Here is a 24,225-nt window from a genome sequence, read left to right as displayed (position 1 = left end):
ATAGTTGTGAATGTTTGACCAGTTTGTCCTATCAAATGTTTTAGCCTCTAACACGCCCCGATGTGCTTGTTTTTACTTGTATTTATTATAATTATTTCGTTAGGAATCGTAATATTCCTTCTTCTTATCGCTGGTTTTACAATGAATAGGTATAATAAACCCCCAAAAGAAAGCTTCTTATCGCTAACTTTTGGGGGACATTCAATATGCTAGTTCTAGATTAGCCGTTTATTTCTTAATTGTGTGCAGAAACGGTTTGTTTTGTAAGATTTGCATCTTTTTCATAAGCTTGCTGTAAAAGGCGAGTAATCTTTCCAGGCTTTCCGTCCTGAACGAAATCCTGATTAACTTTTATAATCGGAAGTACTTCTGATGTACTACTTGTTAAAAATAATTCGTCTGCATCCGCGATATCTTCAAGTGTAAATGCTTCTTCAATAAGTGGAATATCTAGTTCTTTCGTAAAACGTTCTACAGCCATTCTTACACAGCCATGTAAGATATTTTTAGTGGCAGGATGGGTATAAATGGTTCCATCCTTTACAAGATAAACATTGGAGGAGCTACCTTCTGTAACTAGACCATTCTTATGAAGGATTGCTTCATAACAGCCGTTTTCTTTTGCTTCTTGCTTAGCCAGTACGTTTGGTAATAGGTTCAGGCTTTTAATAAAGCAGTAATCCCAACGAATATCTTGTAGTGTAATGACGGATACACCGTTTTCGAGCTTAGCAAGGTTACGTGGTAAGTCTTGCACATAAGCGTAAATATTCGCATCGACATTTTCAGGGAATACATGATCTCGTGGAGCAGAGCCACGGGTTACCTGTAAATAGACTTTCCCATCTCCGTCCATACTATTTTTTTCTAATAACTCAAGTAATTGTTCTGTTAATTCCTTCTTTGTAAGCGGAAGTTTAATTTTTATCGCTTCAATGGAACGGAACAGTCTGTCTACATGCTCTTCTAATAAATAATATTTTCCTGCATAAATTCGGATTACCTCATATATTCCATCACCGAATTGCAGTCCTCGTTCCTCGAAAGGAAACTTTAAACTATCACGGTGGAGAAATTTAGATTGAGTTAAAATAACTGGATGTACGGACAAGCTTTTCGCCCCCTCAAGAATTTTAAATCTATTCTATACCTATCTATAGAGATTGTAAATATGATGCATGCCTTTAATTTATCGTATTCTTTATAATTTTGCATGTTCATTTTGTTTTTATGGGTAATTTGAATAAGTGTAGAAGTTTGTAAAAAAATGCGGAAATCCTATTGAAATATGAAATTTATTTTGCTATAATAAATTTTGTCGTTAAAAAACAAATTAAAAACCAATGCGGGTGTAGTTTAGTGGTAAAACCTCAGCCACGAGCAAATCTTCCGCTGAATAAACGACGAGTTGTCCCGAAGCATTCACATCACTGAGTAGGCAAGTAGATGCAGGGACATGTATTTGCGGGATTCCAATATAATTTTAAAGCTTATCTAACCAATGCGGGTGTAGTTTAGTGGTAAAACCTCAGCCACGAGCAAATCTTCCGCCGAGTAAGCGACGAGTTGTCCCGAAGCATACCCATCACTGAGTAGGCAAGCAGATGCAGGGACATGTAAGTGCGGGATTCAAAATACAATTTCAAAGCCTATATAATCAATGCGGGTGTAGTTTAGTGGTAAAACCTCAGCCTTCCAAGCTGATGTCGAGGGTTCGATTCCCTTCACCCGCTCCATACATATGTCTTAACGCAGTGTTCTGTAACAAAACTTACGGGGCGTTGCGTTTTTAATTTTCCCCTTTTTTATAGATGTTTATATAAACTTTAGATATTTGTAATTCCTTTACTTGAATTACGCGATTTTCACATAGTATGCTAAGTCTACAATGTAACAAACGAGGTGAGCGGATTGAAAGAATTATGGAATAAGCTACAACAGTTAGATGGCAAAGGCTACAAAGCGTATAAAAGCATGCAAGGAAGCTATCGCTTTTCAAACTATGAGCTATGGATTGATCATGTTCAAGGTGATCCATTTGCAACTCCTTCTAAAATTCGTATCGTTATTTCAACTATTCAACGACATATTAAAGAAGAATGGCTACAAACCAAGTCTAGAAAAATAGCTGTTGAAGACGCCATTGCTAGAAGTGTTGGGCGGGCAGTTACAAGCATGGCTTATTCTGGAAAAGGATCAGGTAAGAGTGGTGCCATTTTCTTTGATACGCCTGGGCAGGAGGTAATCGAACGGACCTCAGTACAGCTCATGCCTGCTAAAACCACCATCTGTTTTTCAGTTAGTTTACCAGCAAATGGTCGAAGAATAAACGGAAAAGAAGCACGTAAACTGTTTGGCGATGCTATTCCTGAAATTTTGCAAAGCTCCTTTTTTACGATAACGGATCAACAATTAACAGAAGCTATGCAGCTTGCAGATCAGCAGGAAGCAATTCGCAATGAAATGCGCCAGCATAATTGGGTTGCCTTTATAGCAAATGGCTCGATGCTTCCACGTGAAAGCGGAATTAGTAGTCGACCGTTAAAATCGGGAGTGCCATTTCAAAGTCCGCAAGAAAGCGAAGTATCTTTTTCAATTCCGCATCAGGAGGAAAAAATTACGGGTATGGCCATCCCACAAGGCATTACACTGATCGTTGGGGGAGGCTATCATGGAAAAAGCACGATACTCAAAGCAATGGAACGCGGGGTTTACAATCATGTGCAAGGTGATGGAAGAGAATTTGTTTTAACGGATCCGAATGCAGTGAAAATACGAGCTGAGGATGGCAGACAAATATCGAACGTAGATATCTCGCCATTTATTAATAACTTACCAGGGAAACAAGACACGGAGCATTTTTCTACGTTAAATGCGAGTGGAAGTACTTCTCAGGCTGCGAGTGTAATAGAAGCTCTAGAGGCTGGAGCAACGACATTATTATTTGATGAAGACACGAGTGCAACAAACTTTATGATTCGTGACTTTCGGATGCAGCAGCTTGTAGCGAGAGAAAAAGAGCCAATAACTCCGTTTATCGATAAAATAAAACAGTTACAAGAGCTAGGTGTTTCTACGATACTTGTTATGGGTGGCTCTGGGGATTATTTTGCAGTAGCGGATCATGTCGTTTTGATGGATGAATATATTCCATATGATGCTACGGCAAATGTAAAGGAAATAATCAATACCTACCCACTACAACGTGAGGAGCAAGCGGATGAGAAATTTGGAAGAATTGCCAGTCGGCATTTTTCACAGTCATCGTTGCAAACGCGAAAAGGAAAGCGTTCAAAGATTCAAGCGAAAGGATTACACAGTATATTAATGGGAACAGGCTTTATCGAGTTTTCAGGAGTAGAGCAAATTGTTGATCGTTCCCAAACAAGAATGATTGCAGAAATCATTAGTTATTTGGATCGCACGAATGAACTTAATCAATCTCTTGCTAACCTACTAGATAGAATTGAAAAGCAACTAGATGAAAACGGTTTGGCATCTTTTACGGTATATGGAAATAAGCATCCTGGTGACCTCGCACGTCCTCGTCGACATGAGATTGCAGCTGTGTTCAATCGCATGCGAACTGCTCTTGTCATCTAAAGCTAGGAAAAGAACTAACCAATAAATAATCATACTTGGCATAAGAAAGGAGGGTTCTCAAGTGGATATCGATCAATTAAAAGAAGATATTATCGCCTATAGCAAAGAGCTTGGGATTGATAAAATTGGATTCACGACCGCTGATGTATTCGGTGAGCTGAAAGAACGCTTGCGAAGACAGCAAGAGCTTGGCTTCCAATCTGGATTTGAGAAAGGAACAATTGAGGAAAGAACAGAGCCGCAGCGGTTATTGCCAGAAGCACAGTCCATCATTGCAATTGCAATGGCATATCCGTCGCGCATCAAAAATGCTCCTAAAGGGACAAAAGCAGATCGAAGAGGAATTTTTTGCCGAGCATCCTGGGGTGTGGATTATCACATTGTCTTAAAAGATCGCCTAGAAAAACTGGCAGCCTTTATCCACGAGAAGGTTCCAGAAGTACAAACAAAGCTCATGGTTGATACTGGAGAACTCTCTGATCGTGCCGTTGCTGAGCGTGCTGGTATTGGATTTAATGGAAAAAACTGTTCTATTATTACACCTGAATTCGGATCTTTTGTTTATTTAGGAGAAATGATCACGAATCTTCCTTTTCCACCAGATCAGCCAATAGAAGATAGCTGTGGTGACTGTCGGAAATGTATCGACGCTTGTCCAACCGGTGCGCTCGTTCAAGGTGGTCAGTTAAATGCGCAACGTTGTATTGCATATTTAACACAAACAAAAGACTTTTTACCGGATGAATTTCGTGTGGAGATTGGAAATCGAATTTATGGCTGTGATACATGTCAGCAAGTTTGTCCACGTAATAAGCAGATCGATATGCATGTGCACAAGGAATTTGAGCCTGAGCCGGAGATCGCAAAACCAAAGCTAAAACCAATGCTGACAATATCGAATAAAGCGTTTAAAGAAAGGTTTGGTCATATTTCTGGCTCGTGGAGAGGAAAGAAACCGCTCCAACGAAATGCAATCATCGCGCTTGCTCACTTTAAGGATGAAACAGCCATCGAAGATTTAATTCAATTAATGGAAAAAGATCCTCGACCAGTGATTCGTGGTACTGCAGCATGGACACTAGGTAAGATCGGAACTGAGCGCGCATTTCAAGCGATTCAGACTGCAATGGAAAAAGAAACAGAAGATGCCGTGCTGTTCGAAATGGAAAAAGGACTGGAGTTTAAAACGCAGCATATAGGAAGTAATTAATTTAAGCAGGGTGCAAATAATAAAGCATTTTTTAATTGAATTGGTATGAAAATAGTTGCATGGAATACTGTCCCCTCTCCATATAGTAGAATTATGGAGGGGATTTTTAATGGAACAAATCAAACAAATATGGCTTGATATGTTTGCGAATAACGAGACACGGATGGAATGGTGGGAGAAGAAGCAGAAACTATTCGAGAAGCGAGAGGCCCGAATTGTAAGAATCCGAGGAAGCGGGCAAGTCTTTCATACGGTGAAACAAAAAAAACGAGAAGATATTTCTTATCTTTTTCATGTTGTTTATTTGATTAAACAAGGAGATTTTTTTTACCTGGAAGAGCAAATCACACCATACCGTGCGATTTTAGAAGATGGTGCATTGCTGCATCATATGGAAATAACAGAGGATAGGAAACAAACGGCTAAAGTTGATTTAAATGCAGAGAAACTATTGCGTTCAGATAAAGATGAACAGTCACGTTTTGCTTATAATAGACTTGCTGCAGTACAATATGCGGAGCGTTGGTGGAATAGCTATAACCCAGAATATCGGAGTTTTGATGTTGATTGTACGAACTATGTTTCGCAATGCTTAGCTGCAGGAGGAGCACCAATGTGGGGAGCACCCAACCGAGGGACAGGATGGTGGTACAACAATAATAGCTGGAGTTATAGCTGGGCGGTGGCACATTCATTAAGATGGTATTTAAGTGGTGCCAAAAAAGGTTTAAAAGGAACAGCAGTTGATCGGCCGGAAGAATTAATACCTGGTGATGTAATTTGCTATGATTTTCAAGGTGATGATCAGTGGGAACATAATACGATTGTCGTTGCAAAGGATGCGAATGGCATGCCACTTGTGAATGCGCATACGAATAATAGTCGACAACGTTATTGGGCTTATGAAGATTCGGCAGCTTGGACACCGAATATTAAATACAAGTTTTTTAGAATTGGCGAATAGTGCTATAATAAGAACATTGTAATGAGAAAAGTACTAGATATACAGCAAGGAGAATGAATGGTGAGTTTACACATTGTATTATATCAACCAGAAATACCTGCAAACACCGGAAATATTGCGAGAACTTGTTTAGCAACAGATACTACGCTGCATCTTGTGCATCCACTTGGATTTTCAACGGATGATAAAATGCTGCGTCGAGCAGGGTTAGATTATTGGAAGCATGTGGATATACAAGAGCATGATTCGTTAGAAGAGGTATACACTAAATTTCCACAAGGTGTATTTTATTATATTGAAAACTTTGGAGAAAAGCATTATACGGATTTTGATTTCAGCAATACAGATCACGATATCTTCTTTGTCTTTGGAAGAGAAACAGATGGAATTCCGCAGCGACTTTTAGAAGGAAAAGAAGAAAATGTCCTACGCATTCATATGACAGATAAGGTACGCTCGCTTAATTTGTCGAATACGGCTGCGATTATTATTTATGAGGCATTACGGCAGCAAGGCTTCCCTAGCTTAACTTAATCATTCTATTATAAGCCATAAAAAATAGCAGGCATCAATAGGTGCCTGCTATTTTTTATTGGTTATTTTTTGGTACACCAGGCTTTGCTTCATATCCTGATGTAAAGCAAGCAGTGATAAATACGATAGTCACTCCAATAATCAGTGCGAGTTTCATTTCCATATCCCCCTTTACGGATAAATGAAAAGGTATGTAGAATCACATTGCTTTCCGATATTCTTTTCCTATTATACAAAAAAAATACATCAATGTGAACCTTTCAGCAAATTTTGAACACGATTCTTGTGTAATGAATAAAAAAAACGCTTCATACTTTGGCTGTTAGCAACAAAAATCCTATTTCATGTAAAGTGTTTATTGCGATCATAAAATCTTTTCAATAAACGATGCAGGAATTATTGTTTCCCCTATTAAAATAGGGTATATTAGTTGATGAAGTCGTGCTCGAATTCTATAATGGAACTTGAGTGTGAACAGCCGTTTCATAAGACGATTTAAATGTCATTTTTAAAACGGAGAAAGTTAACTTCTGATGGGGGTATTAGACGTGACACAGACGGAAGAATCTATTGAAAGATTCTGGGGAGAATTTCATGGCCCAAACGTAGGGTATGTTGAGGAACAATTTGAGTTGTATAAGGAGGATCCAGAAGCAGTTGATCCTTCACTCAAAGAGGTGTTTGATCAATATGGGGCTCCCGATTGGTTGTATCGTGGAGAAGTATCTATTAAAGGGGAAACGAAAGGTCCGTCCGTAAATGATGTAAAGAAGTTAACCTCAGCAATGAAACTTGTTGAGGCTATTCGTCGTTTCGGAAATCTAGAGGCTGATATTTACCCAGTAGGTCTTAAGAAAAATCGAAAATCGAAGCTTGTCGATCCAAGTTCATATGGGCTTTCGGACAGCGATTTACGACAAATTCCGGCTTCCTGGATATGGGAAAAGGCACCAAGCCATGTTACAAATGGGTTGGATGTAGTAAAAGAATTAAAAAAATATTACACTGGAACAATTACCTATGAGTATGATCACGTGAATAATGATGAAGAACGTACTTGGTTATTGGATCGAATTGAGACTGGAAATGCGCGGCTGTCTTTATCAGATGAAGAGAAAAAGCAGTTGCTCGAAAGGTTAGCGAATGTAGAAGGATTTGAAGCCTTTTTGCAGAAAACCTTTGTCGGTCAAAAGCGTTTTTCCATTGAAGGTTTAGAATCAATGGTACCGATGCTTGATCATATCGTGAAATATGCATCAGAGGATAATATTGAAAATATTATGATGGGAATGGCGCATCGTGGACGTTTAAGTGTGCTGGCCCATGTGTTAGGCAAGCCAATTGATAAAATTTTCTCCGAGTTTCATCATTCTCCTAACAAGGAGCTGATTCCATCAGAAGGTTCAACAGGAATCAATTATGGCTGGACTGGAGATGTGAAATATCATTTTGGAGCAGTGAAAGAAGTAAAAGGCGGAGACGAAAGCACAACCCGCGTTACATTAGCTCATAATCCTTCTCATCTTGAATTTGTTAATCCAGTAGTGGAAGGATTTGCTCGTGCAGCACAAGATGAACGATCTGAAGCAGGCTATCCGAAACAAGATTACCAAAAAGCTGTCCCTGTCTTAATTCATGGCGATGCCGCTTTTATAGGTGAAGGTGTTGTAGCTGAAACATTAAACTTATGTGGATTAAAAGGGTATTCAACAGGTGGAACGCTGCATATTATTGCGAATAACCTTGTTGGGTATACAACAGATCAGGAGGATGGACGCTCCACGCGTTATGCAAGTGATCTGGCAAAAGGATTTGAAATTCCAATTATTCATGTAAATGCAGATGATCCTGTTGCATGTGTGTCTGCAGTAAAACTTGCGTATGATTACCGTCAAACGTTTAACAAAGACTTTTTAATAGATTTAGTAGGTTACCGTCGTTATGGCCATAATGAGATGGATGAGCCAAGAGCGACACAGCCACAGCTGTACAAGGATATAGACGAGCATCCAACTGCTGGAAATGTATTTGCATTGAATTTAGTAGATAAAGGCATTGTTTTAAAGGATGCGTATGGAAAGATGCTTGAAGAAAGAGAAGCGCAATTGCGTTCCATTTATAATGGGATGAAAGAAGATGATGTTAAAAAAGCAGAAATGCGTGTAATGCCAGAGGTGCTTAAAAATGGCTTAGATCAATTTGAAACAGCGGTACCGCTCGCTACATTAAAAGCTTTAAATAAGGATTTACTGAAGCGACCAGAAGGCTTTAATGGATTTAAAAAGCTGGAAAAAATATTAAAGCGTAGAGAAAATGTTTTGGATAAAGGAAATAAAGCAGACTGGGGTGCAGGAGAGGCATTAACGTATGCTTCTATTTTACACGATGGTATCCCGATTCGGATTACAGGACAGGATGCAGAACGTGGTACATTTGCGCATCGTCATCTTGTATTACATGATGTAGAAAAACGTGAGTCCTATTGTCCATTACATGGATTGACGGGTGTGAAAGCATCGTTTGATATTCGAAATAGCCCTCTGTCTGAGGCTGGGGTTTTAGGTTTTGAATATGGATATAGTGTGCATTCTCCTAAAACATTAGTAATTTGGGAAGCACAATTTGGTGATTTTGCGAATGCTGCCCAAGTCATCTTTGACCAATTTATTGCTGCAGCGCGTGCAAAGTGGGGAGATAAATCCAACATGGTAATGCTTCTTCCACATGGCTATGAAGGGCAAGGTCCAGAGCATTCTAGTGCAAGACTCGAGCGATTCTTACAGCTAGCAGCTGAAAACAATTGGATTGTCGCAAATGTAACCTCTTCAGCACAGTTCTTCCATCTCATTCGTCGTCAAGCGGCAATGCGCGGAAGAGAAGAGGCCCGACCATTAGTATTGATGACACCGAAAAGCTTATTACGTAATCAACGAGTTGCTTCTAGTCCAGAAGAATTTTCGGAAGGTAATTTCCTTCCATTACGTAATCAACCTAACCTTAAAGTAAGCAACAAGCATGCGAAACGTCTCTTGATTGGTTCAGGAAAGGTAATGGTTGATATTGAAGAAGTACTTGAAGCATCAAATGAAAAGTATGATTGGTTACGCGTGTTACGACTAGAGCAAATTTATCCATTCCCTAGGAAAGCATTAGAAAAGGTAATTCGTGAGCTTCCAAACCTTGCAGAAATTGTTTGGGTACAAGAAGAACCAAAGAACATGGGGGCTTGGAATTTTGTTGATGATTATCTAAGAGATTTGTTGAAGGAAGGTCAACAGTTACGTTATATTGGCCGTCCAGATCGTTCATCACCAGCTGTTGGGGAACCAAATGTTCATAAGATGGAGCAACGTCAAGTAATACAACAAGCGATTAATCCGACAATAGGAGGAGATTCCAGTGAAAGAAATTAAGATACCAGAACTTGCAGAATCGATCACAGAGGGTACCATTGCGGAATGGTTAGTTAAAAAAGGAGATAAGGTAGCAAAAGGGGATCCAATTGTTGAATTGGAAACAGACAAAGTCAATGTAGAAGTAAACTCGGATTATGAAGGTGTGATTACAGAAATTATTGCTAGCGAAGGGGAAGATGTTCAGGTTGGGGACATCATCGCGAAAATTGATGAAAACGGCGTTGCTGGAGAAACGGCACCAGTAAAGGAAGCGCCAGCGGAAGCAGCAAAAGAAAAAGAAGCAACTACAAAGGAAGCGCCGAAAGAGCAAGCTCCTGTGAAGGAAGAGGAAAAGGAAGCAGGCAATAAACTCGATGTTATCGCTTCTCCAGCAGCTCGGAAACGCGCACGTGAATTAAATATCGATTTGCGTAATGTGCCATCCCGCGACCCTCTAGGTCGTATACGTCCCGAGGATGTAGAAGCAGCTGCAAAGCAAACCGATAACAAAGCTTCAAAGCAAGCAGCTCCAAAGGCGGAAGCAGCAGAGAAAACCACTTTCGACAAGCCTGTTGAGCGTGTAAAAATGTCTCGTCGCCGCATGACGATTGCGAATCGCCTCGTTGAAGCACAGCAAACAGCTGCGATGCTTACAACTTTTAACGAAGTTGACTTAACAAATGTGATGCAGCTTCGCAATGAGCGTAAAGAAAAATTCATGAACAAACATGGTGTAAAGCTAGGCTTTATGTCATTTTTCACAAAAGCGGTAGTAGGAGCATTAAAGGACTTCCCTCTATTAAATGCGGAAATACAAGGCAATGAATTAGTTCTTAAGAAGTTCTATGATATTGGAATCGCTGTTTCCACAGATGAAGGCTTAGTTGTTCCAGTAGTTCGTGATGCAGATCGGTTGGATTTCGCTGGTGTCGAACGTGAAATTAAAGAGCTTGGAACAAAGGCTCGTGACAAAAAACTAGGCTTGAGTGACTTGCAAGGTGGTACGTTTACGATTACCAATGGAGGAACATTTGGTTCCATGCTATCTACGCCAATTCTAAATGCACCTCAGGTAGGAATATTGGGAATGCACAATATTCAAAAACGTGCGGTTGTCATGCCAGATGATTCGATCGAGGTCAGACCAATGATGTACCTTGCTCTTTCATATGATCACCGTATTGTTGACGGAAAAGAAGCTGTTCAATTCTTAGTACGTGTAAAACAATTACTTGAAGATCCTTATGATTTATTATTAGAAGGTTAATCGAAAGAATAAGAAAAATCGTGCTGTTCGTTGGAATAGCGCGATTTTTTTATTCTTATAGAATATTACTCCTATTTTATCTCATGTTATTGGTAAGTATTTCTTTTTTCGAAATTTAGCTTCACCTATTGAAAAATGCCCTAAAAACGAATATTATATAATATGTTGGTTTAAACATACGGAAATAGGTGATAAAAGTGAATGACTTTTTTAAATTAAAACAAAACAACACAAATATCCGAACGGAAATGGTTGCGGGACTTACCACATTTTTAACAATGGTTTATATCGTTATCGTTAATCCTGCGATTCTCACCTCAGCTGGTGTTCCATTTGAACAAGTATTCATGGCAACAATAATCTCTGCTGTAACAGGGACGTTGATAATGGCATTCGCTGCGAATTATCCTATCGCGATTGCGCCTGGAATGGGATTAAATGCCTATTTCGCAAGTGTCGTTGCTTCACAGGGTTTATCCTACCAGGTAGTATTTGGTACCGTTTTTTTAGCTGGACTTTTATTTATTATTTTAAGCTTTACTCAGCTTCGTGAAACATTAATACGTGCAATACCAGCATCCTTGAAGTTTGGAATCACCTCTGGAATTGGATTATTCATTGCTTTTCTAGGTTTGAAGATGTCAGGTATTGTTGTGCCAAATGAGGCAAATATGGTTGGTTTTGGTGATCTGCATCAGCCACATACCTTGTTGGCATTAGCGGGGTTATTTATTACCTTAGTTCTGATGGCCCGACAAATAAAAGGGGCGTTATTTTTAGGAATGCTTGCGACAGGATTGATAGCTTTCTTTACAGAACAGCTTCAATTTGAAAAAGTAACTTCTATGCCACCATTACCTGTATTTTTTGACTTGGATATTGCTGGTGTTTTTAGTAATGGACTTTACACAGTCGTATTTGCATTTTTACTTGTAACGATTTTTGATACTACTGGAACGATTATAGGAGTTGCCGAACAGGCTGGTTTGATGAAGGATGGCAATTTACCTCGAGCAAAAGCAGCTTTATTCGCCGATGCAACGGCAACCACGGTTGGTTCTATGTTTGGAACAAGTCCATCCACTGCATATGTAGAATCCACTTCAGGTGTAGCAGCAGGTGGAAGAACGGGACTAACGGCACTCGTTGTAGCAGTCTTATTTATTGTATCGATATTCTTTACCCCAGTTATTAGTGCTATTTCTAATCTATCGGCGATTACAGCACCCGTGTTAATCATTGTTGGTTGTTTTATGATGGAGGGATTAGCAAGAATTAATTGGAAATCCTTTGATGAAGCATTCCCGGCATTTGCGATTATTCTGACTATGCCTTTAACATCAAGTATCTCAACAGGTATAGCAATTGGCTTTATTACGTATCCTTTACTAAAGCTTGTCAGTGGTAAGGGGAAAGACGTACATTGGATTATATATATTTTTGGCGTAATCTTTTTATTGCAGATGATCTTTTTCCCTGCCCACTAATTGGTAATTGATATCAAGCAGTCCTGATAAGCTCAGGGCTGTTTTTTGTTTGAAATAATAAAAAGTTGGGTACTTGGTTTTAAGTTTAAAGTAAAAAGAATTTAAATTGGGAAAGCTAAATGCATGTAAAACTTGGTAGGTATTTTTCAATTGCATGACGTCTGACAACCTGTTATAGTAAAAATTGTGTTTGTAAGCATTTGCAGAGTAAAAAATAATAAGGAGGCTACATCCGTGGATATTCTTCTTGGGATAACAGCAATAATTGTTGTCCTCGGACTAGCTTATTTGATGTCGAATGAGAAGCGAAATATTAATTTAACAGGCATCGGAATTATGCTGGTTGCACAACTATTAACAACGTGGTTCATGTTTTCAACCGAAATTGGAAAGACAATTATTAATGGTGTTTCCGCAGTGTTTAATAAGCTTATCGAGTTTGGAACAACAGGGGTAGACTTTATCGTAGGTGGAGTTGCTCGAACGGAAAGTAACAGTATTTTCTTTTTTGACGTTTTATTGCTTATTATCTTTTTCTCCACCATTTTATCTGTACTGACTTACTTGAAAATCTTACCACTTATTATCAAGTATCTGGGAAGTTTAATTTCTAAAATTACCGGTTTGCCTAAAGTGGAATCCTTTAATGCGGTGAATAGTATTTTCTTTGGACAGTCAGAAGCATTAATTGCGATTAAAACGCAATTTCATCATTTAAATAAAAATCGGCTATACATTGTTAGTGCGTCAGCGATGGGCTCTGTATCAGCATCAATAGTTGGTGCATATTTACAAATATTGCCTCCGCAATTTGTGTTGGTCGCATTGCCATTGAATATGTTTAGTGCACTTATCGTTGCATCGGTCATTGCTCCTGTCCGTGTTCCAAAAGAAGAAGACCGTGTGGACATTAAGGACGTATCTGGGGCAAAGAGTATTTTTGAAGCGATGAGTAATGGTGCATTAGACGGTGGTAAAATTGCATTAATTGTTGGCGCAATGCTTGTTGCCTTTATTGCCTCGTTGGAGCTTATAAATTGGATAATCCAATTTGCTTTTTCAGGTGTAACGCTTCAAACAATTTTAGGGTATGTATTAGCCCCAATTGGTGTACTGATGGGAATTTCTCCAAGTGAAGTAATTCAGGCAGGCGGAATCATGGGAACAAAAATTGTGACAAATGAATTTGTTGCTATGCTTGAATTCCAAAAAATTCTTGGTGGCATGTCAGAAAAAACAGTAGGGATTGTGTCTGTATTCCTAACGAGCTTTGCTAACTTCTCATCAATTGGAATTATTGCAGGTACTGTACAAGCTATCGATAGTAAGAAGGCAATTGAGGTTTCTGGCTTTGGATTGAAGCTACTAGTTGGTGCAACACTTGCATCAATATTATCTGCAACTATTGCTGGGCTTTTTCTTTAAAAGAAAAGCATGGACGAAACGTTTATAAAAAGAATCTGAATGAAATCGTTGAGTCTTTGCGTATAGGATAGGCTTTGAAAAAGAAGGATCGCTTTTTCTGGGTGCGATATGTCGCATTTGTGCCCAGGGAAAGCGATCCTATTTTTAAACTGCGAAGCTTTTATTCGGAATTCGAGAAACTCGAATTATTCTATACATGCTTCTTTTGTAAATGAAATAAGCGAAAGAGTAAAGTAACAGCGCCCACACTAAGTCCAATAATGATTCCTACCCAATATCCGAATGGTTCAAGAGCAGTATAATTTGCTAACAGCCAGCCACTTGGTAAGCCAATGAACCAGTAGGAAATAAGCGCCATCATCAATGTTATGTTGACATCCTTATAACCACGAAGCGCTCCTTGTATCGGTGCTCCAAACGCATCAGCAAGCTGGAAAAAGATTGCATAAAAGATAAACTGTTTCGTTAATGCTACTACCTCTGGATTTGAGTTATAAAGACTCGCTACTACATCATTGAATAGATATAAGATGAGTCCAGCAAATAATGCGATAAATAAACCGCCACTAATACCGATATAGCTATAGGTTTTCGCATGATTATATCGTTTTGCGCCTACTTCAAAACCAACAGCAATTGTTAAGGCCATCCCAACACTTAAAGGAATCATGTATAGAAGCGAAGCAAAATTTATCGCCGCCTGATGCGCAGCAATTGTGTAAGTGCTATATACGCTCATGAGCAATGTAACCGCTGAGAAAATACTTGTTTCAAAGAAAATAGCAAAGCCAATCGGTACCCCAATTTTTAATTGTTCTATCCATGCTTTTATAGTAGGCTTTGTCCAATTAGAAAAGATATGATCGTTCTGGAAAGGACGAACGGAATATACGATCCAAATGGCAAGGAAGCATACGAGCCAATACGTTAGAGCGGTGGCAATTCCTGCGCCAATTCCTCCATATGCCGGAAGTCCAAGCTTACCGAAAATAAAAATATAATTAAATACAAGATTAAGTGGTAACGAAATTAAAATGATTACCATTGATATTCTTGTTTGTCCTAATGCATCGATATAACAGCGAAGTGTATTAAAAATAAATAACGGGACAATACCTGTTACTAATGTTAATAAATAATATTTTGCGGTATGCTGAACACCAGATTCTAAATCCATAGCTTCTAAAATTGGATCAAGTGCAAATGCGATAACAATGAGAACGATGATAGCTAGTGCAATGGATAAATACATTGCTTGTTGTACTTTTCCTGCTACTTTATCGGTTGCCTTCGCCCCTATTAAATGCGCTATAATAGGAGTTATGGCCAAGAGAATTCCGTTAACACCTGTAAATATAGGAACCCAAAGGCTAGAACCAATTGCTACGCCTGCAAGATCGACAGCTCCTGCTTGCCCAGACATGATTGTATCGAAGACGTTCATTAAATACATACTTACTTGGGTAATAAGTATAGGAAATAAAATATATGAAAATAGCTTTAATTTTTCTTTTAACGTGCCTGTTTCGTGCATATAAACGCTTCCTTTTTAACTGATTTTCGAATAGGATAAAGAAGAGAAAGCATGTAATTTTTTTTGAAAATACATATTTAGGCAAAAAAATTAGCTATAGAAATAGCGGATGTTTCTCTAATCGGGATTTATCCATATCTGTATATTATACTGTTTTAATGTATTTAGCGAAAGAGAGGAATTATTTATGGAGAAAAAGAAACGAATTCTTTTTACTGGTGGTGGTACTGCTGGTCATGTCATCGTGAACTTAGCATTAATTCCAGTATTCCAGCGAGAAGGATGGGAAATAGATTACATAGGATCACATCAAGGAATTGAACGAAAGTTAATTGAGCAGTTGGACAATGTGACATACTTTCCAATTTCTACTGGGAAATTAAGAAGATACATGTCGTTAGAAAATATAAAGGATCCTTTTAAAGTGCTAAAAGGAGTTGGTCAAGCATGGCGTATCATTGGAAAAAGAAACCCATCCATCGTTTTCTCAAAAGGTGGATTTGTTTCTGTTCCTGTTATTTTGGCAGCGAAGCTACGCGGTGTGCCAGCTGTTATCCATGAATCAGATTTTACCCCTGGCCTTGCGAATAAACTATCGATTCCCTTCGCCAAAAAAGTGCTAGCAACCTTCTCTGAAACATTAGAATACTTGCCAAAGGAGAAGGCAGAATACGTTGGTGCTGTAATTCGAGAAGAGTTATTCCAAGGGAACCGAGCAAAAGGATTAGCCCTATGTGGATTTACAAATGAAAAGCCAGTGCTGTTAGTCATGGGAGGAAGCGGTGGCTCTGAACGTATAAACAGTGCGTTAAGGGATAGCTTGGACTCCTTGCTAGATAGCTTCCAAATTATTCATATTTGCGGCTATGGAAAAACGGATGAACAGATCGAGCTGTCAGGCTACAAGCAATTTGAATATGTAGGCGATGAATTAACAGATATTTTTGCAGCAACAGATTTCGTGCTTTCACGTGCTGGAGCGAATGCGATTTATGAATTTCTTGCCTTACGAATTCCGATGCTACTCATTCCGTTGTCAAAGGAAGCGAGTAGGGGAGATCAAATTATTAATGCTAAATCCTTTTCTGATAAAGGATATGCCAATGTACTTGAAGAAGCAGATTTAACGAATGAACGCTTGGTAAAAGAATTATTAACCTTGAAGAAGCAAGGCCCTTTGATACAAGATAAAATGAAAGCATATAAAAGTGAGCAAGCGCGTGATAAGGTTGTTTCTATAATTAAAACCTATGCTAAAAAGAAATAAAGTGCTATCGAGTATGAAATCAAATCGATTTTATACTCGATTTTTTATAAGAACAGCTTAAATGCTTCTTGTTTAACAGAAAAATCAGTAAAAAACGCTTATATATGCATGTAATACTGCGTATTATTGGTCATATTGGCAATAGAGTAGGTTATATGAAGATAATGCCGAATAACAATGAATTTTCAAGAAAAATCGGTCAATATTCAATTTGTGTTAGACGAGCAAGTTCGGTAATCTTAATATGTTGGCACCATAAAGATTTACTTTCTACGAACTATTCCTCCTTTCTTCAATTATTTCTATTCATAATGGGAAATAAGTAAACGATTGAAATAAAAGTCGTTCAAAAGATAATTGGGTGTGAAGTTTTTTGATTATTCAAAATACTAATGCGAAATAGGAATACATACTGCTGCCAACATATAAAATTCAGTAAAAAGGAGAAAAAGAATGAAAAAGATTGGATTATTATTACTTATAACATTATTAACTGTGCTGTCAGCATGTAGCTCTGATTCGGCTAGTGATGGAAAAATTGACAAAATTGTTTTTGCCGATGCTGGATGGGATAGTATTCGTGTGCATAATAGTATTGCACAAATGATTGTGGAAGAAGGATTAGGGTATAAAACAGACGTTACATCTGGTTCTACTGCTGCAACCGTTCAAGGGCTTCGCGAAGGGGATATTAATGTTTATATGGAAGTATGGACAGACAATATAAAAGAAGTATATGAAGAAGCGATTGACGCAGGGGATATCGAAAAGCTGTCTGTCAATTTTGATGATAATAACCAAGGATTATATGTTCCAACCTATGTGATTGAGGGAGATGAAGAAAGAGGCATTGAACCAATGGCTCCTGATTTACGTACGGTAGAGGATTTGAAAAAGTATCCTGAAGTATTTGAAGATCCAGAAGATCCTGGTCGTGGACGAATTATAAATGGTCCAAGTGGCTGGGCGGTTGAAAAATCAATCACACAAAAATTTGAAACATATGGATTAGATGAAACAATGAATAATTTCATCCCCGGATCCGATTCTGCGGCTGTTGCTGATTTAGTTTCTGCCTATGAATCTGGTAAAGCGTGGGTAGGCTATTATTGGTCACCAACATGGGTAACAGCTAAGTATGATTTAACGCTTTTAGAGGAGCCGGAGTTTGATCCTGAAACATGGGAGAAAACGAAAGGAACTGCATTTCCACCAAATGATGTTGTTGTAGCAGTTCATAAAGATATGCCTAATCAAGCACCTGAAGTTGTAGACTTTTTAAAAAACTATGAAACAAGCAGTGAGCTTACAGAGGATGCATTAAATTATATGGAAGCAAACGATGCGTCGGCAGAAGAGGCTGCTGCATGGTGGATGAAGGAATATGAAGATATATGGACAGCTTGGGTATCTGATGAAGTTGCTGAGAAAGTAAAAGATGCTCTAAATTAAGGCAGAAGGCAGCTAATCGGCCAATGCGGTTAGCTGCCTTCCATTTTGATAAATAAAGAGAGGTGAGAAGGCTGCATCATGCAGTCGGTCTATGGGGAGTTTTCCAGAAATTGAAATGCATTTAGGAGATTATGTGGATCGTTTTGTCACATTTTTGGACAGCACGCTAGAAGGTTTTTTTGATTTTATTTATTTTGTTTCTTCAAGGTCTATTAATGGAATTGACGACTTTTTAACATGGTTACCGTGGTGGTCGTTTATTTTGATTATATTTTTACTCGGTTGGTATTTTAAATCTGTTTTTTCCGGCGTGCTTTATGCCTTTTTCATATTTTTAATCGGATCGTTTGGATTATGGGAAGATATGATGACAACGATAGCCATTATACTTGCTGCTGTAATGATTTGTTTGGTATTGGGAATACCACTTGGTGTTTGGATGGCCTTTAGCAAAGGATTTTCAAATGTGATGCGTCCCTTATTAGATGCGATGCAGACGATGCCAAGCTTTGTTTATTTAATTCCTGCTATATTCTTTTTTGGACTTGGAAATGTATCGGCGATTTTTGCAACATTAATTTATGCATTGCCACCAGTTATTCGTTTAACAGAACTAGCAATACGAAATGTAGATAAAGAAGTGATTGAATCGGCATTATCCTTCGGTTCTTCTAAAACGCAGATGCTGAGAAAAGTCCAACTGCCACAAGCAATGCCAACGATAATGGCAGGAGTCAACCAAACGACAATGATGGCTCTTGCGATGGTTGTTATTGCTTCAATGGTTGGGGCAAAAGGGCTTGGAGAGCAAGTGTTAATATCCATTAATCGGATAGATATTGCCTTGGGCTTTGAAGCTGGAATTAGTATTGTCTTTTTAGCTATTATCATTGACCGTATTACAAATGGGATTGCTGGAAAGCTTCAAAAGCATAAGGAGGTGGCATAATGTCAACAAAAGTAAGGCTTGAGCATGTGTCGAAAATATTTGGACCTAAGCCAAAATCCATTATTCCACTCATTAAACAAGGTAAAACAAAGGATGAGATATTAACCGAAACAGATCATACGGTTGGCGTATATGACGTATCCCTAGATATTAAAAAAGGGGAAGTTTTTGTTATTATGGGGCTGTCTGGTAGTGGGAAATCCACACTCATTCGTTGCTTTAACCTTTTAAATAAGCCAACAGATGGATCAATTTATATTGATGATGTGGATATCGTTTCTGCCAATAAATCGCAGCTGAAAAAAATGCGCCAGGAAAAAATTGCAATGGTGTTTCAGCATTTTGGACTATTTAGTCATCGAACGATTTTAGGCAATGTTGAGTATGGGCTTGAAGTAAAAAATGTATCAAAAGAAGAACGACAGCAAATTGCCCTAAAAAATATTGAAATAGTTGGATTGAAAGGATATGAAGATAAATACCCTGACGAATTATCAGGTGGGATGCAGCAACGCGTAGGCTTAGCGCGTGCACTTGCGAATGACCCAGATATTTTGTTAATGGATGAGCCATTTAGTGCCTTGGATCCGTTAATTCGCAGAGAAATGCAGCTAGAGCTACTCGATATTCAAGAGCGCTTGCAAAAAACAATAATTTTTATTACACATGATGTAAACGAAGCCTTTAAGCTTGGTGATCGTGTTGCTGTTATGAAGGATGGTCGTGTTGTTCAAGTAGGAACACCAGAAGAAATTATCGAACAACCGGCAAATCAATACATTTCGGAATTCATTAAAGATATTGATCGCTCGAAGGTGTTTCAAGCAGAGCATATTATGATAAAGCCAAATGCACTTGTTTCCATGAAGGATGGGATCAATGTAGCGATTAAAGAAATGAAGGAGAATGGGATTTCTAGTGTGTTTGTTGTAGATCGGCAGCGACACGTTAAAGGGATTGTGACAATTGATGATGCTGTAAAGGGAATCAAGGATAAGAAAACGCTTGAGGATATTTTATGCCAAGATTTTATGGTTGTAGAAAAAGAAGCATATATTAATGATATTATTCCAAAAGCGTTAGAATCAAAATATCCACTTGCCGTTGTAAATGAGGAAAATAAATTAGTAGGCTTTATTTTACGCGTCCATGTGTTGTCAGGACTTGTATCTGAGGAAGTGAATGAAAGCCTCGAGTACCATGGCTGATGTAAAAATACTAAGAGGTTGGTGTAGAAACCAGCCTCTTTTGAATTTGCTTTAAAGTCGCTTCTTTTAATCAATTTCACCATGGTAAATAATATTTGCATCGACGGAAAAATCCACCTTAATTTTTGGATATAATTTATGCCACTCCTTCTTTGTTAGCTTTTTTCCTTTTTGGTGAATACGATAGGTTTTTCCATAGCCAAATGAATCTGCATTTAATTGTTGTAAATCTGCTAGGATACTTTTATACTTAGAAGCCAGTTTCTTTTCTACTGCTTGCTCCAGCTTTCTTATCACTTGTTCATCTTTGAAATTTAACTCATGAGAAGTTTCATTGAGTTCAAGCTCAAGCTTTATATTTGTTTGAAAAGAAAGATCCTTTTTATCTTTTAGCCTGGTTTTGCTACTTCCAGAAAGAATGTTGAATGATGTAGATAGGTTTTCTTCGTTCTGCGTGATTTTTCGATGCACATCTTTTTGAAAAGAAGAAAAAGGTAATGTCACTACGAGTGTTTCTTGTTTGATTTTTTTATGCATTAAATTGTATAATATCCGGTCTTCAATGGATTTCTCTCCAACAAGTTTATCCTCTTTGAAAATACCGATTTTGGTAATTTTAGGTATCCCGTTTTCTAGCTCAAACATTGGTAAAATTGGGTCGATACCAACATCATAAAGTGAGGTTAGAAAGGTACTAAGTGGTATCTTTGGAAACAAATGATCTGGGGCGTTTTTATCAATAACCCCATGCAAATATTGTCCAATATTCATTGCAATGCCACTTTCTTGGATGAGCATGATCTCCTTCGCAGTAGAGTTGCTAAGCGATAAATACATTGTATTTGGTGAATTTGCCTCACGAGCTAGAGTATCAACGAAGCGATGAATTCCGCGTTCAGCAGCTTCGCGGCCAAACAGCTCTAATTGGAGCTTTTCAGAGCTAAGCTCGAAATTGGTTTCATAGTTCGCATTTTGAGTTGCACCTTGAATGGTTTTTCCTTTTCCTGAAACGATTTTTGTATTGTTGGTGGATTGCGCTTCAAATTGAAATAATACAATTGATAATTCAATGTCTCCATTTTCACTTGCATCCGTACCTTTTGCAGTGATGACCCCCATCTTTTCAAGCTGTCTTGATTGCAGGCACCCAGTTAGAAATAAAAGGCAAAGAAGGATAAAACAAATATATTGATACCTCATGTTAACGACTTCCTTTTTGCTTTTGATGCTTTCTTTTCAGCCAAACAATTGGTACGAGAACTAACGGATAGATAAAAACAATCCAAAATCCTGCCTCTGAGACAGTTCCCGTAAGTTTACTAATATGCGCATCATCTTTTATAATGCTTGATGCAAGTAACAGTAAGGCAGAGATAAAAAAGATTGAATGCTTACTAGGTATGGAATACAATCGTTTAATGCCATGTGTAATGCCCCATAAAAGCATAATTGTATTAGGGATAATGACCATCATCCATTCAACGACTACAACATAGTCAAGTCGCTCAATGAAAGTGTATTTAATGCCTTTAAATAAAGTCAGAACAGACCATTCAATATTTTCAAGATCCTCTAAGCTATAATACCCAATACTAATGATTGTTAGGATAAACAAGATAAAAGCTGCAAATGAGATGCCGAAAAAGATTGGTTTTTTTATCTGGTCCTTATTATGAACAAATGGATAAAGTAAAAAAACAATCTCGAAGCCAGAAAGTGTGAAGGTAGTTTCTTTTGCTCCTTTTAAAAGCTCAGAGGTTGGTGTTTGAAACATCGGTAAGAAGTGTTCCCATTCCATCCTTGAAACCGGGTCATATAAAAGCAGTAAAACCCATTGTGATAACAAAAAGAAGAGAAATGTAACCCCGACTGTAACTCGAATTCCTCCATAAACTGCGTAAATTGCGAGACTAAGTAACAAGAACGCGATTACGAAGGGAGAAAGAGTCGGATAAAGGAATAAGCGTACTGCTTCAATATAAGTTAGTAATACGGTCATTAATCCCATTAGAAAATAGACAATATATACCGTTCCTAAAATTTTGCCAATAATGGAACCGAATAGATCGACCTGAATACCAAAGATATCTGCACTACCGTAACTTCTTAATATATAAAGCATTGCAAACATGACAACGATCATGAATAAAAAGGAAATAAGGATGGATATCCAAGAATCCTGTTTTGCATATTGAAAGATATAGCGAGGTGCACCCATTATTCCTACTCCGATTTGTGTAGAAGCAAGAATAAAAAATAAATAGCTGGCACGAAATTGAATGTTTTTTTTAACTTTTAGTTGTATATCCATGGAATCACCTATTCATCAATATCCCTCTTTTTAGCTGCTTCTTTTTTGTTAAAACGAAATAAAAATTTTGGGCGATAAGATATCGCACGGTTATGCTCATAGGGTAAAGGGGCTCGAAAAAAAGATTTGTTAAAATCCTTTAATTTCAAGGGATAAAGCGGGAGAAGATATGGGCGTCCTAAGGATTTTAAGCGTAGTAAATGAATGACTAATAGGCTTATCCCAAATACAATACCGAATAGACCAAATAAACCAGCTAAAAAAATTAATGGAAACCTTAGTAGACGAACCGTTGTCCCGAGCAAATAATTTGGACTTGTAAAGGAAGCGAGAGCACTCATTGCTACAACGATGATTAATATATTACTCGTTAATCCTGCTTGTACAGCAGCTTGTCCAATCACAATTCCACCTACAATGCCCATTGTTTGCCCAACCTTTGTGGGTAACCTTGCCCCCGCCTCTCTTAGCAGTTCAATTAAAAATTCAAGAAGAATTGCTTCTAAAAAGGGAGGAAAAGGAACGGCAGCGCGAGATTTCCCTAACGAGATAAGTAGTTGAGTCGGAATAATGCCAAACTGGTACGTTACAATTGCTACATAAGCAGGAGTCAAAAAAAATGAAATAAAAACAGCTATAAAGCGAATGAATCGAAATATGGTACCTTCGTTCCAACGCATATAAATATCTTCTGTTGATTGCAAAAAACTGAACAATGTTGCTGGTGCAATAATCCCAGTAGAGCTATTATCGACGAGAACGCCAACTTTCCCTCGAGTAATCGCATATGTAAATCGATCTGGAAGCTCTGTTGAATCAAATTGGGGAAAGAAGGATAATTGGGAGTCTTCGATATATTGTTTTAATATGATGCTGTCTTCTACTTCATCGATATCTAGATCTTGGATACGTTGTTTTATCGTTTGCACGTCTTCATCATTTGCTATCGATTTCATATAGACAATACGAACTTCACGAGAGTTCGTTTTTCCGATATGAAGCGGCTCCATGATAAGATCAGAAGATTGAACTCTAGAACGGATGATGTTCATATTCGTTGTAATTGATTCATTAAATGCGATTTTAGGTCCAACGACTAGCGATTCTGTCTCTGCTTTGTCTGGTGATCTCTTTTCTACGTGTGCAAGCTTGTAGGAGAGCGCTTCTTTTTCATTTTCTAGGTAAATAAAAACTGTTCCACTCAATAGCTTTTCAATAATTAATTCAAGGGATTGAATGGTTTCTCCACCTTGAAGTGGAATATGATTCATTATCGCGCTATTAGTTAATTGATTTGGTATAGCTAGCAACGGCTTTAGCAATGAGGCTTGGGCCTTATTCGTATCTGTTAGATAGTCAATAAAAAAGACAGCAACCTTTTGCTCGTGGAGATCATATGTAGAAAAGCTAATATCTAAATTCTGTTGTTGTAGAATCTGTTCGAGCGTAGGCAAACTTGAAGGGAAGATGTCTTTATTACTTCCTTTTTGTCTCTTTCGCATACGATTCCCTCCAAATTAAAAGATGTTGTAGCATAGTATGACCAGAAAAAGGAAAGTTATGAAGAAGAGTATTGAATTTCTACGGTTAAGGGGGAAGACAAAGAGAAAAAGTAATAA

The 24,225-nt window shown here is 38.1% G+C and carries 17 protein-coding genes and 1 tRNA gene; 13 read left to right on the top strand and 5 right to left on the bottom strand.

Annotated elements, in window-relative coordinates:
• Window positions 1-235: 235 nt before the first annotated feature.
• Complete coding sequence (gene dat, locus QBK89_RS03110) at window positions 236-1,111, bottom strand: D-amino-acid transaminase (protein WP_284139546.1); 876 nt, start codon at window positions 1,109-1,111, stop codon at window positions 236-238.
• 551 nt (window positions 1,112-1,662) lie between these two features.
• Here dat and QBK89_RS03105 point away from each other — a divergent pair.
• From QBK89_RS03105 to QBK89_RS03065, 9 genes are all read left to right on the top strand, one after another.
• Window positions 1,663-1,736, top strand: a tRNA-Gly gene (locus QBK89_RS03105).
• 175 nt (window positions 1,737-1,911) lie between these two features.
• Window positions 1,912-3,603 carry an ABC-ATPase domain-containing protein gene (locus tag QBK89_RS03100; protein WP_284139545.1) on the top strand — a complete coding sequence of 564 codons (1,692 nt, stop codon included), beginning with the start codon at window positions 1,912-1,914 and terminating at the stop codon, window positions 3,601-3,603.
• A 61-nt stretch (window positions 3,604-3,664) separates the two neighbouring features.
• A complete protein-coding gene (queG, locus tag QBK89_RS03095) occupies window positions 3,665-4,813 on the top strand; it encodes a tRNA epoxyqueuosine(34) reductase QueG (RefSeq protein ID WP_284139544.1) in 1,149 nt (382 codons plus the stop codon).
• A 109-nt stretch (window positions 4,814-4,922) separates the two neighbouring features.
• The gene (locus QBK89_RS03090; protein WP_284139543.1) at window positions 4,923-5,777 is read left to right on the top strand and encodes an amidase domain-containing protein; all 855 of its coding nucleotides are present in this window, start codon (window positions 4,923-4,925) and stop codon (window positions 5,775-5,777) included.
• A 60-nt stretch (window positions 5,778-5,837) separates the two neighbouring features.
• On the top strand, window positions 5,838-6,311 hold the full coding sequence (gene trmL / locus QBK89_RS03085) for a tRNA (uridine(34)/cytosine(34)/5-carboxymethylaminomethyluridine(34)-2'-O)-methyltransferase TrmL (RefSeq protein ID WP_284139542.1): 474 nt from the start codon (window positions 5,838-5,840) through the stop codon (window positions 6,309-6,311).
• Window positions 6,312-6,859: 548 nt separating this feature from the next.
• Window positions 6,860-9,724: a 2-oxoglutarate dehydrogenase E1 component gene (locus QBK89_RS03080; RefSeq protein WP_284139541.1), complete on the top strand. Its 2,865-nt coding sequence runs from the start codon at window positions 6,860-6,862 to the stop codon at window positions 9,722-9,724.
• Window positions 9,711-10,973 carry a 2-oxoglutarate dehydrogenase complex dihydrolipoyllysine-residue succinyltransferase gene (gene odhB / locus QBK89_RS03075; protein ID WP_284139540.1) on the top strand — a complete coding sequence of 421 codons (1,263 nt, stop codon included), beginning with the start codon at window positions 9,711-9,713 and terminating at the stop codon, window positions 10,971-10,973. Before QBK89_RS03080 ends, odhB begins: the two co-directional genes overlap by 14 nt.
• 197 nt (window positions 10,974-11,170) lie before the next feature.
• Window positions 11,171-12,460 (top strand): NCS2 family permease, encoded by a 1,290-nt coding sequence (locus tag QBK89_RS03070; RefSeq protein WP_284139539.1) that lies wholly within the window; start codon window positions 11,171-11,173, stop codon window positions 12,458-12,460.
• A gap of 234 nt (window positions 12,461-12,694) precedes the next feature.
• On the top strand, window positions 12,695-13,885 hold the full coding sequence (locus QBK89_RS03065; RefSeq protein WP_284139538.1) for a NupC/NupG family nucleoside CNT transporter: 1,191 nt from the start codon (window positions 12,695-12,697) through the stop codon (window positions 13,883-13,885).
• Window positions 13,886-14,075: 190 nt separating this feature from the next.
• On the opposite strand, the gene QBK89_RS03060 is transcribed toward QBK89_RS03065, so the two are convergent.
• On the bottom strand, window positions 14,076-15,419 hold the full coding sequence (locus QBK89_RS03060) for an MATE family efflux transporter (protein WP_284139537.1): 1,344 nt from the start codon (window positions 15,417-15,419) through the stop codon (window positions 14,076-14,078).
• A 187-nt stretch (window positions 15,420-15,606) separates the two neighbouring features.
• On the opposite strand from QBK89_RS03060, the gene QBK89_RS03055 reads away from it, so the two are divergent.
• From QBK89_RS03055 to QBK89_RS03040, 4 genes are all read left to right on the top strand, one after another.
• Window positions 15,607-16,686, top strand: coding sequence for an undecaprenyldiphospho-muramoylpentapeptide beta-N-acetylglucosaminyltransferase (locus QBK89_RS03055; protein ID WP_284139536.1), 1,080 nt, complete (start codon window positions 15,607-15,609; stop codon window positions 16,684-16,686).
• A gap of 453 nt (window positions 16,687-17,139) precedes the next feature.
• Window positions 17,140-18,138 carry an ABC transporter substrate-binding protein gene (locus tag QBK89_RS03050; RefSeq protein ID WP_284139535.1) on the top strand — a complete coding sequence of 333 codons (999 nt, stop codon included), beginning with the start codon at window positions 17,140-17,142 and terminating at the stop codon, window positions 18,136-18,138.
• Window positions 18,139-18,229: 91 nt separating this feature from the next.
• Window positions 18,230-19,087 carry an ABC transporter permease gene (locus QBK89_RS03045; protein WP_284139534.1) on the top strand — a complete coding sequence of 286 codons (858 nt, stop codon included), beginning with the start codon at window positions 18,230-18,232 and terminating at the stop codon, window positions 19,085-19,087.
• Window positions 19,087-20,295 carry a quaternary amine ABC transporter ATP-binding protein gene (locus tag QBK89_RS03040; protein ID WP_284139533.1) on the top strand — a complete coding sequence of 403 codons (1,209 nt, stop codon included), beginning with the start codon at window positions 19,087-19,089 and terminating at the stop codon, window positions 20,293-20,295. The genes QBK89_RS03045 and QBK89_RS03040 overlap by 1 nt, the downstream gene beginning before the upstream one ends.
• 66 nt (window positions 20,296-20,361) lie before the next feature.
• On the opposite strand, the gene QBK89_RS03035 is transcribed toward QBK89_RS03040, so the two are convergent.
• The 3 genes from QBK89_RS03035 to QBK89_RS03025 are packed head-to-tail and all read right to left on the bottom strand — an operon-like array spanning window position 20,362 to window position 24,108.
• Window positions 20,362-21,495 (bottom strand): Ger(x)C family spore germination protein, encoded by a 1,134-nt coding sequence (locus tag QBK89_RS03035; RefSeq protein ID WP_284139532.1) that lies wholly within the window; start codon window positions 21,493-21,495, stop codon window positions 20,362-20,364.
• A 1-nt stretch (window position 21,496) separates the two neighbouring features.
• Window positions 21,497-22,606, bottom strand: coding sequence for a GerAB/ArcD/ProY family transporter (locus QBK89_RS03030; RefSeq protein ID WP_284139531.1), 1,110 nt, complete (start codon window positions 22,604-22,606; stop codon window positions 21,497-21,499).
• Between the two features lie 8 nt (window positions 22,607-22,614).
• Window positions 22,615-24,108 (bottom strand): spore germination protein, encoded by a 1,494-nt coding sequence (locus QBK89_RS03025; protein WP_284139530.1) that lies wholly within the window; start codon window positions 24,106-24,108, stop codon window positions 22,615-22,617.
• Window positions 24,109-24,225: the final 117 nt, after the last annotated feature.

Source organism: Virgibacillus sp. LDC-1, assembly GCF_030137545.1.
In the GTDB taxonomy this organism is placed as follows: domain Bacteria; phylum Bacillota; class Bacilli; order Bacillales; family Amphibacillaceae; genus LDC-1.
This window is presented reverse-complemented; position numbering and strand designations above follow the sequence as displayed.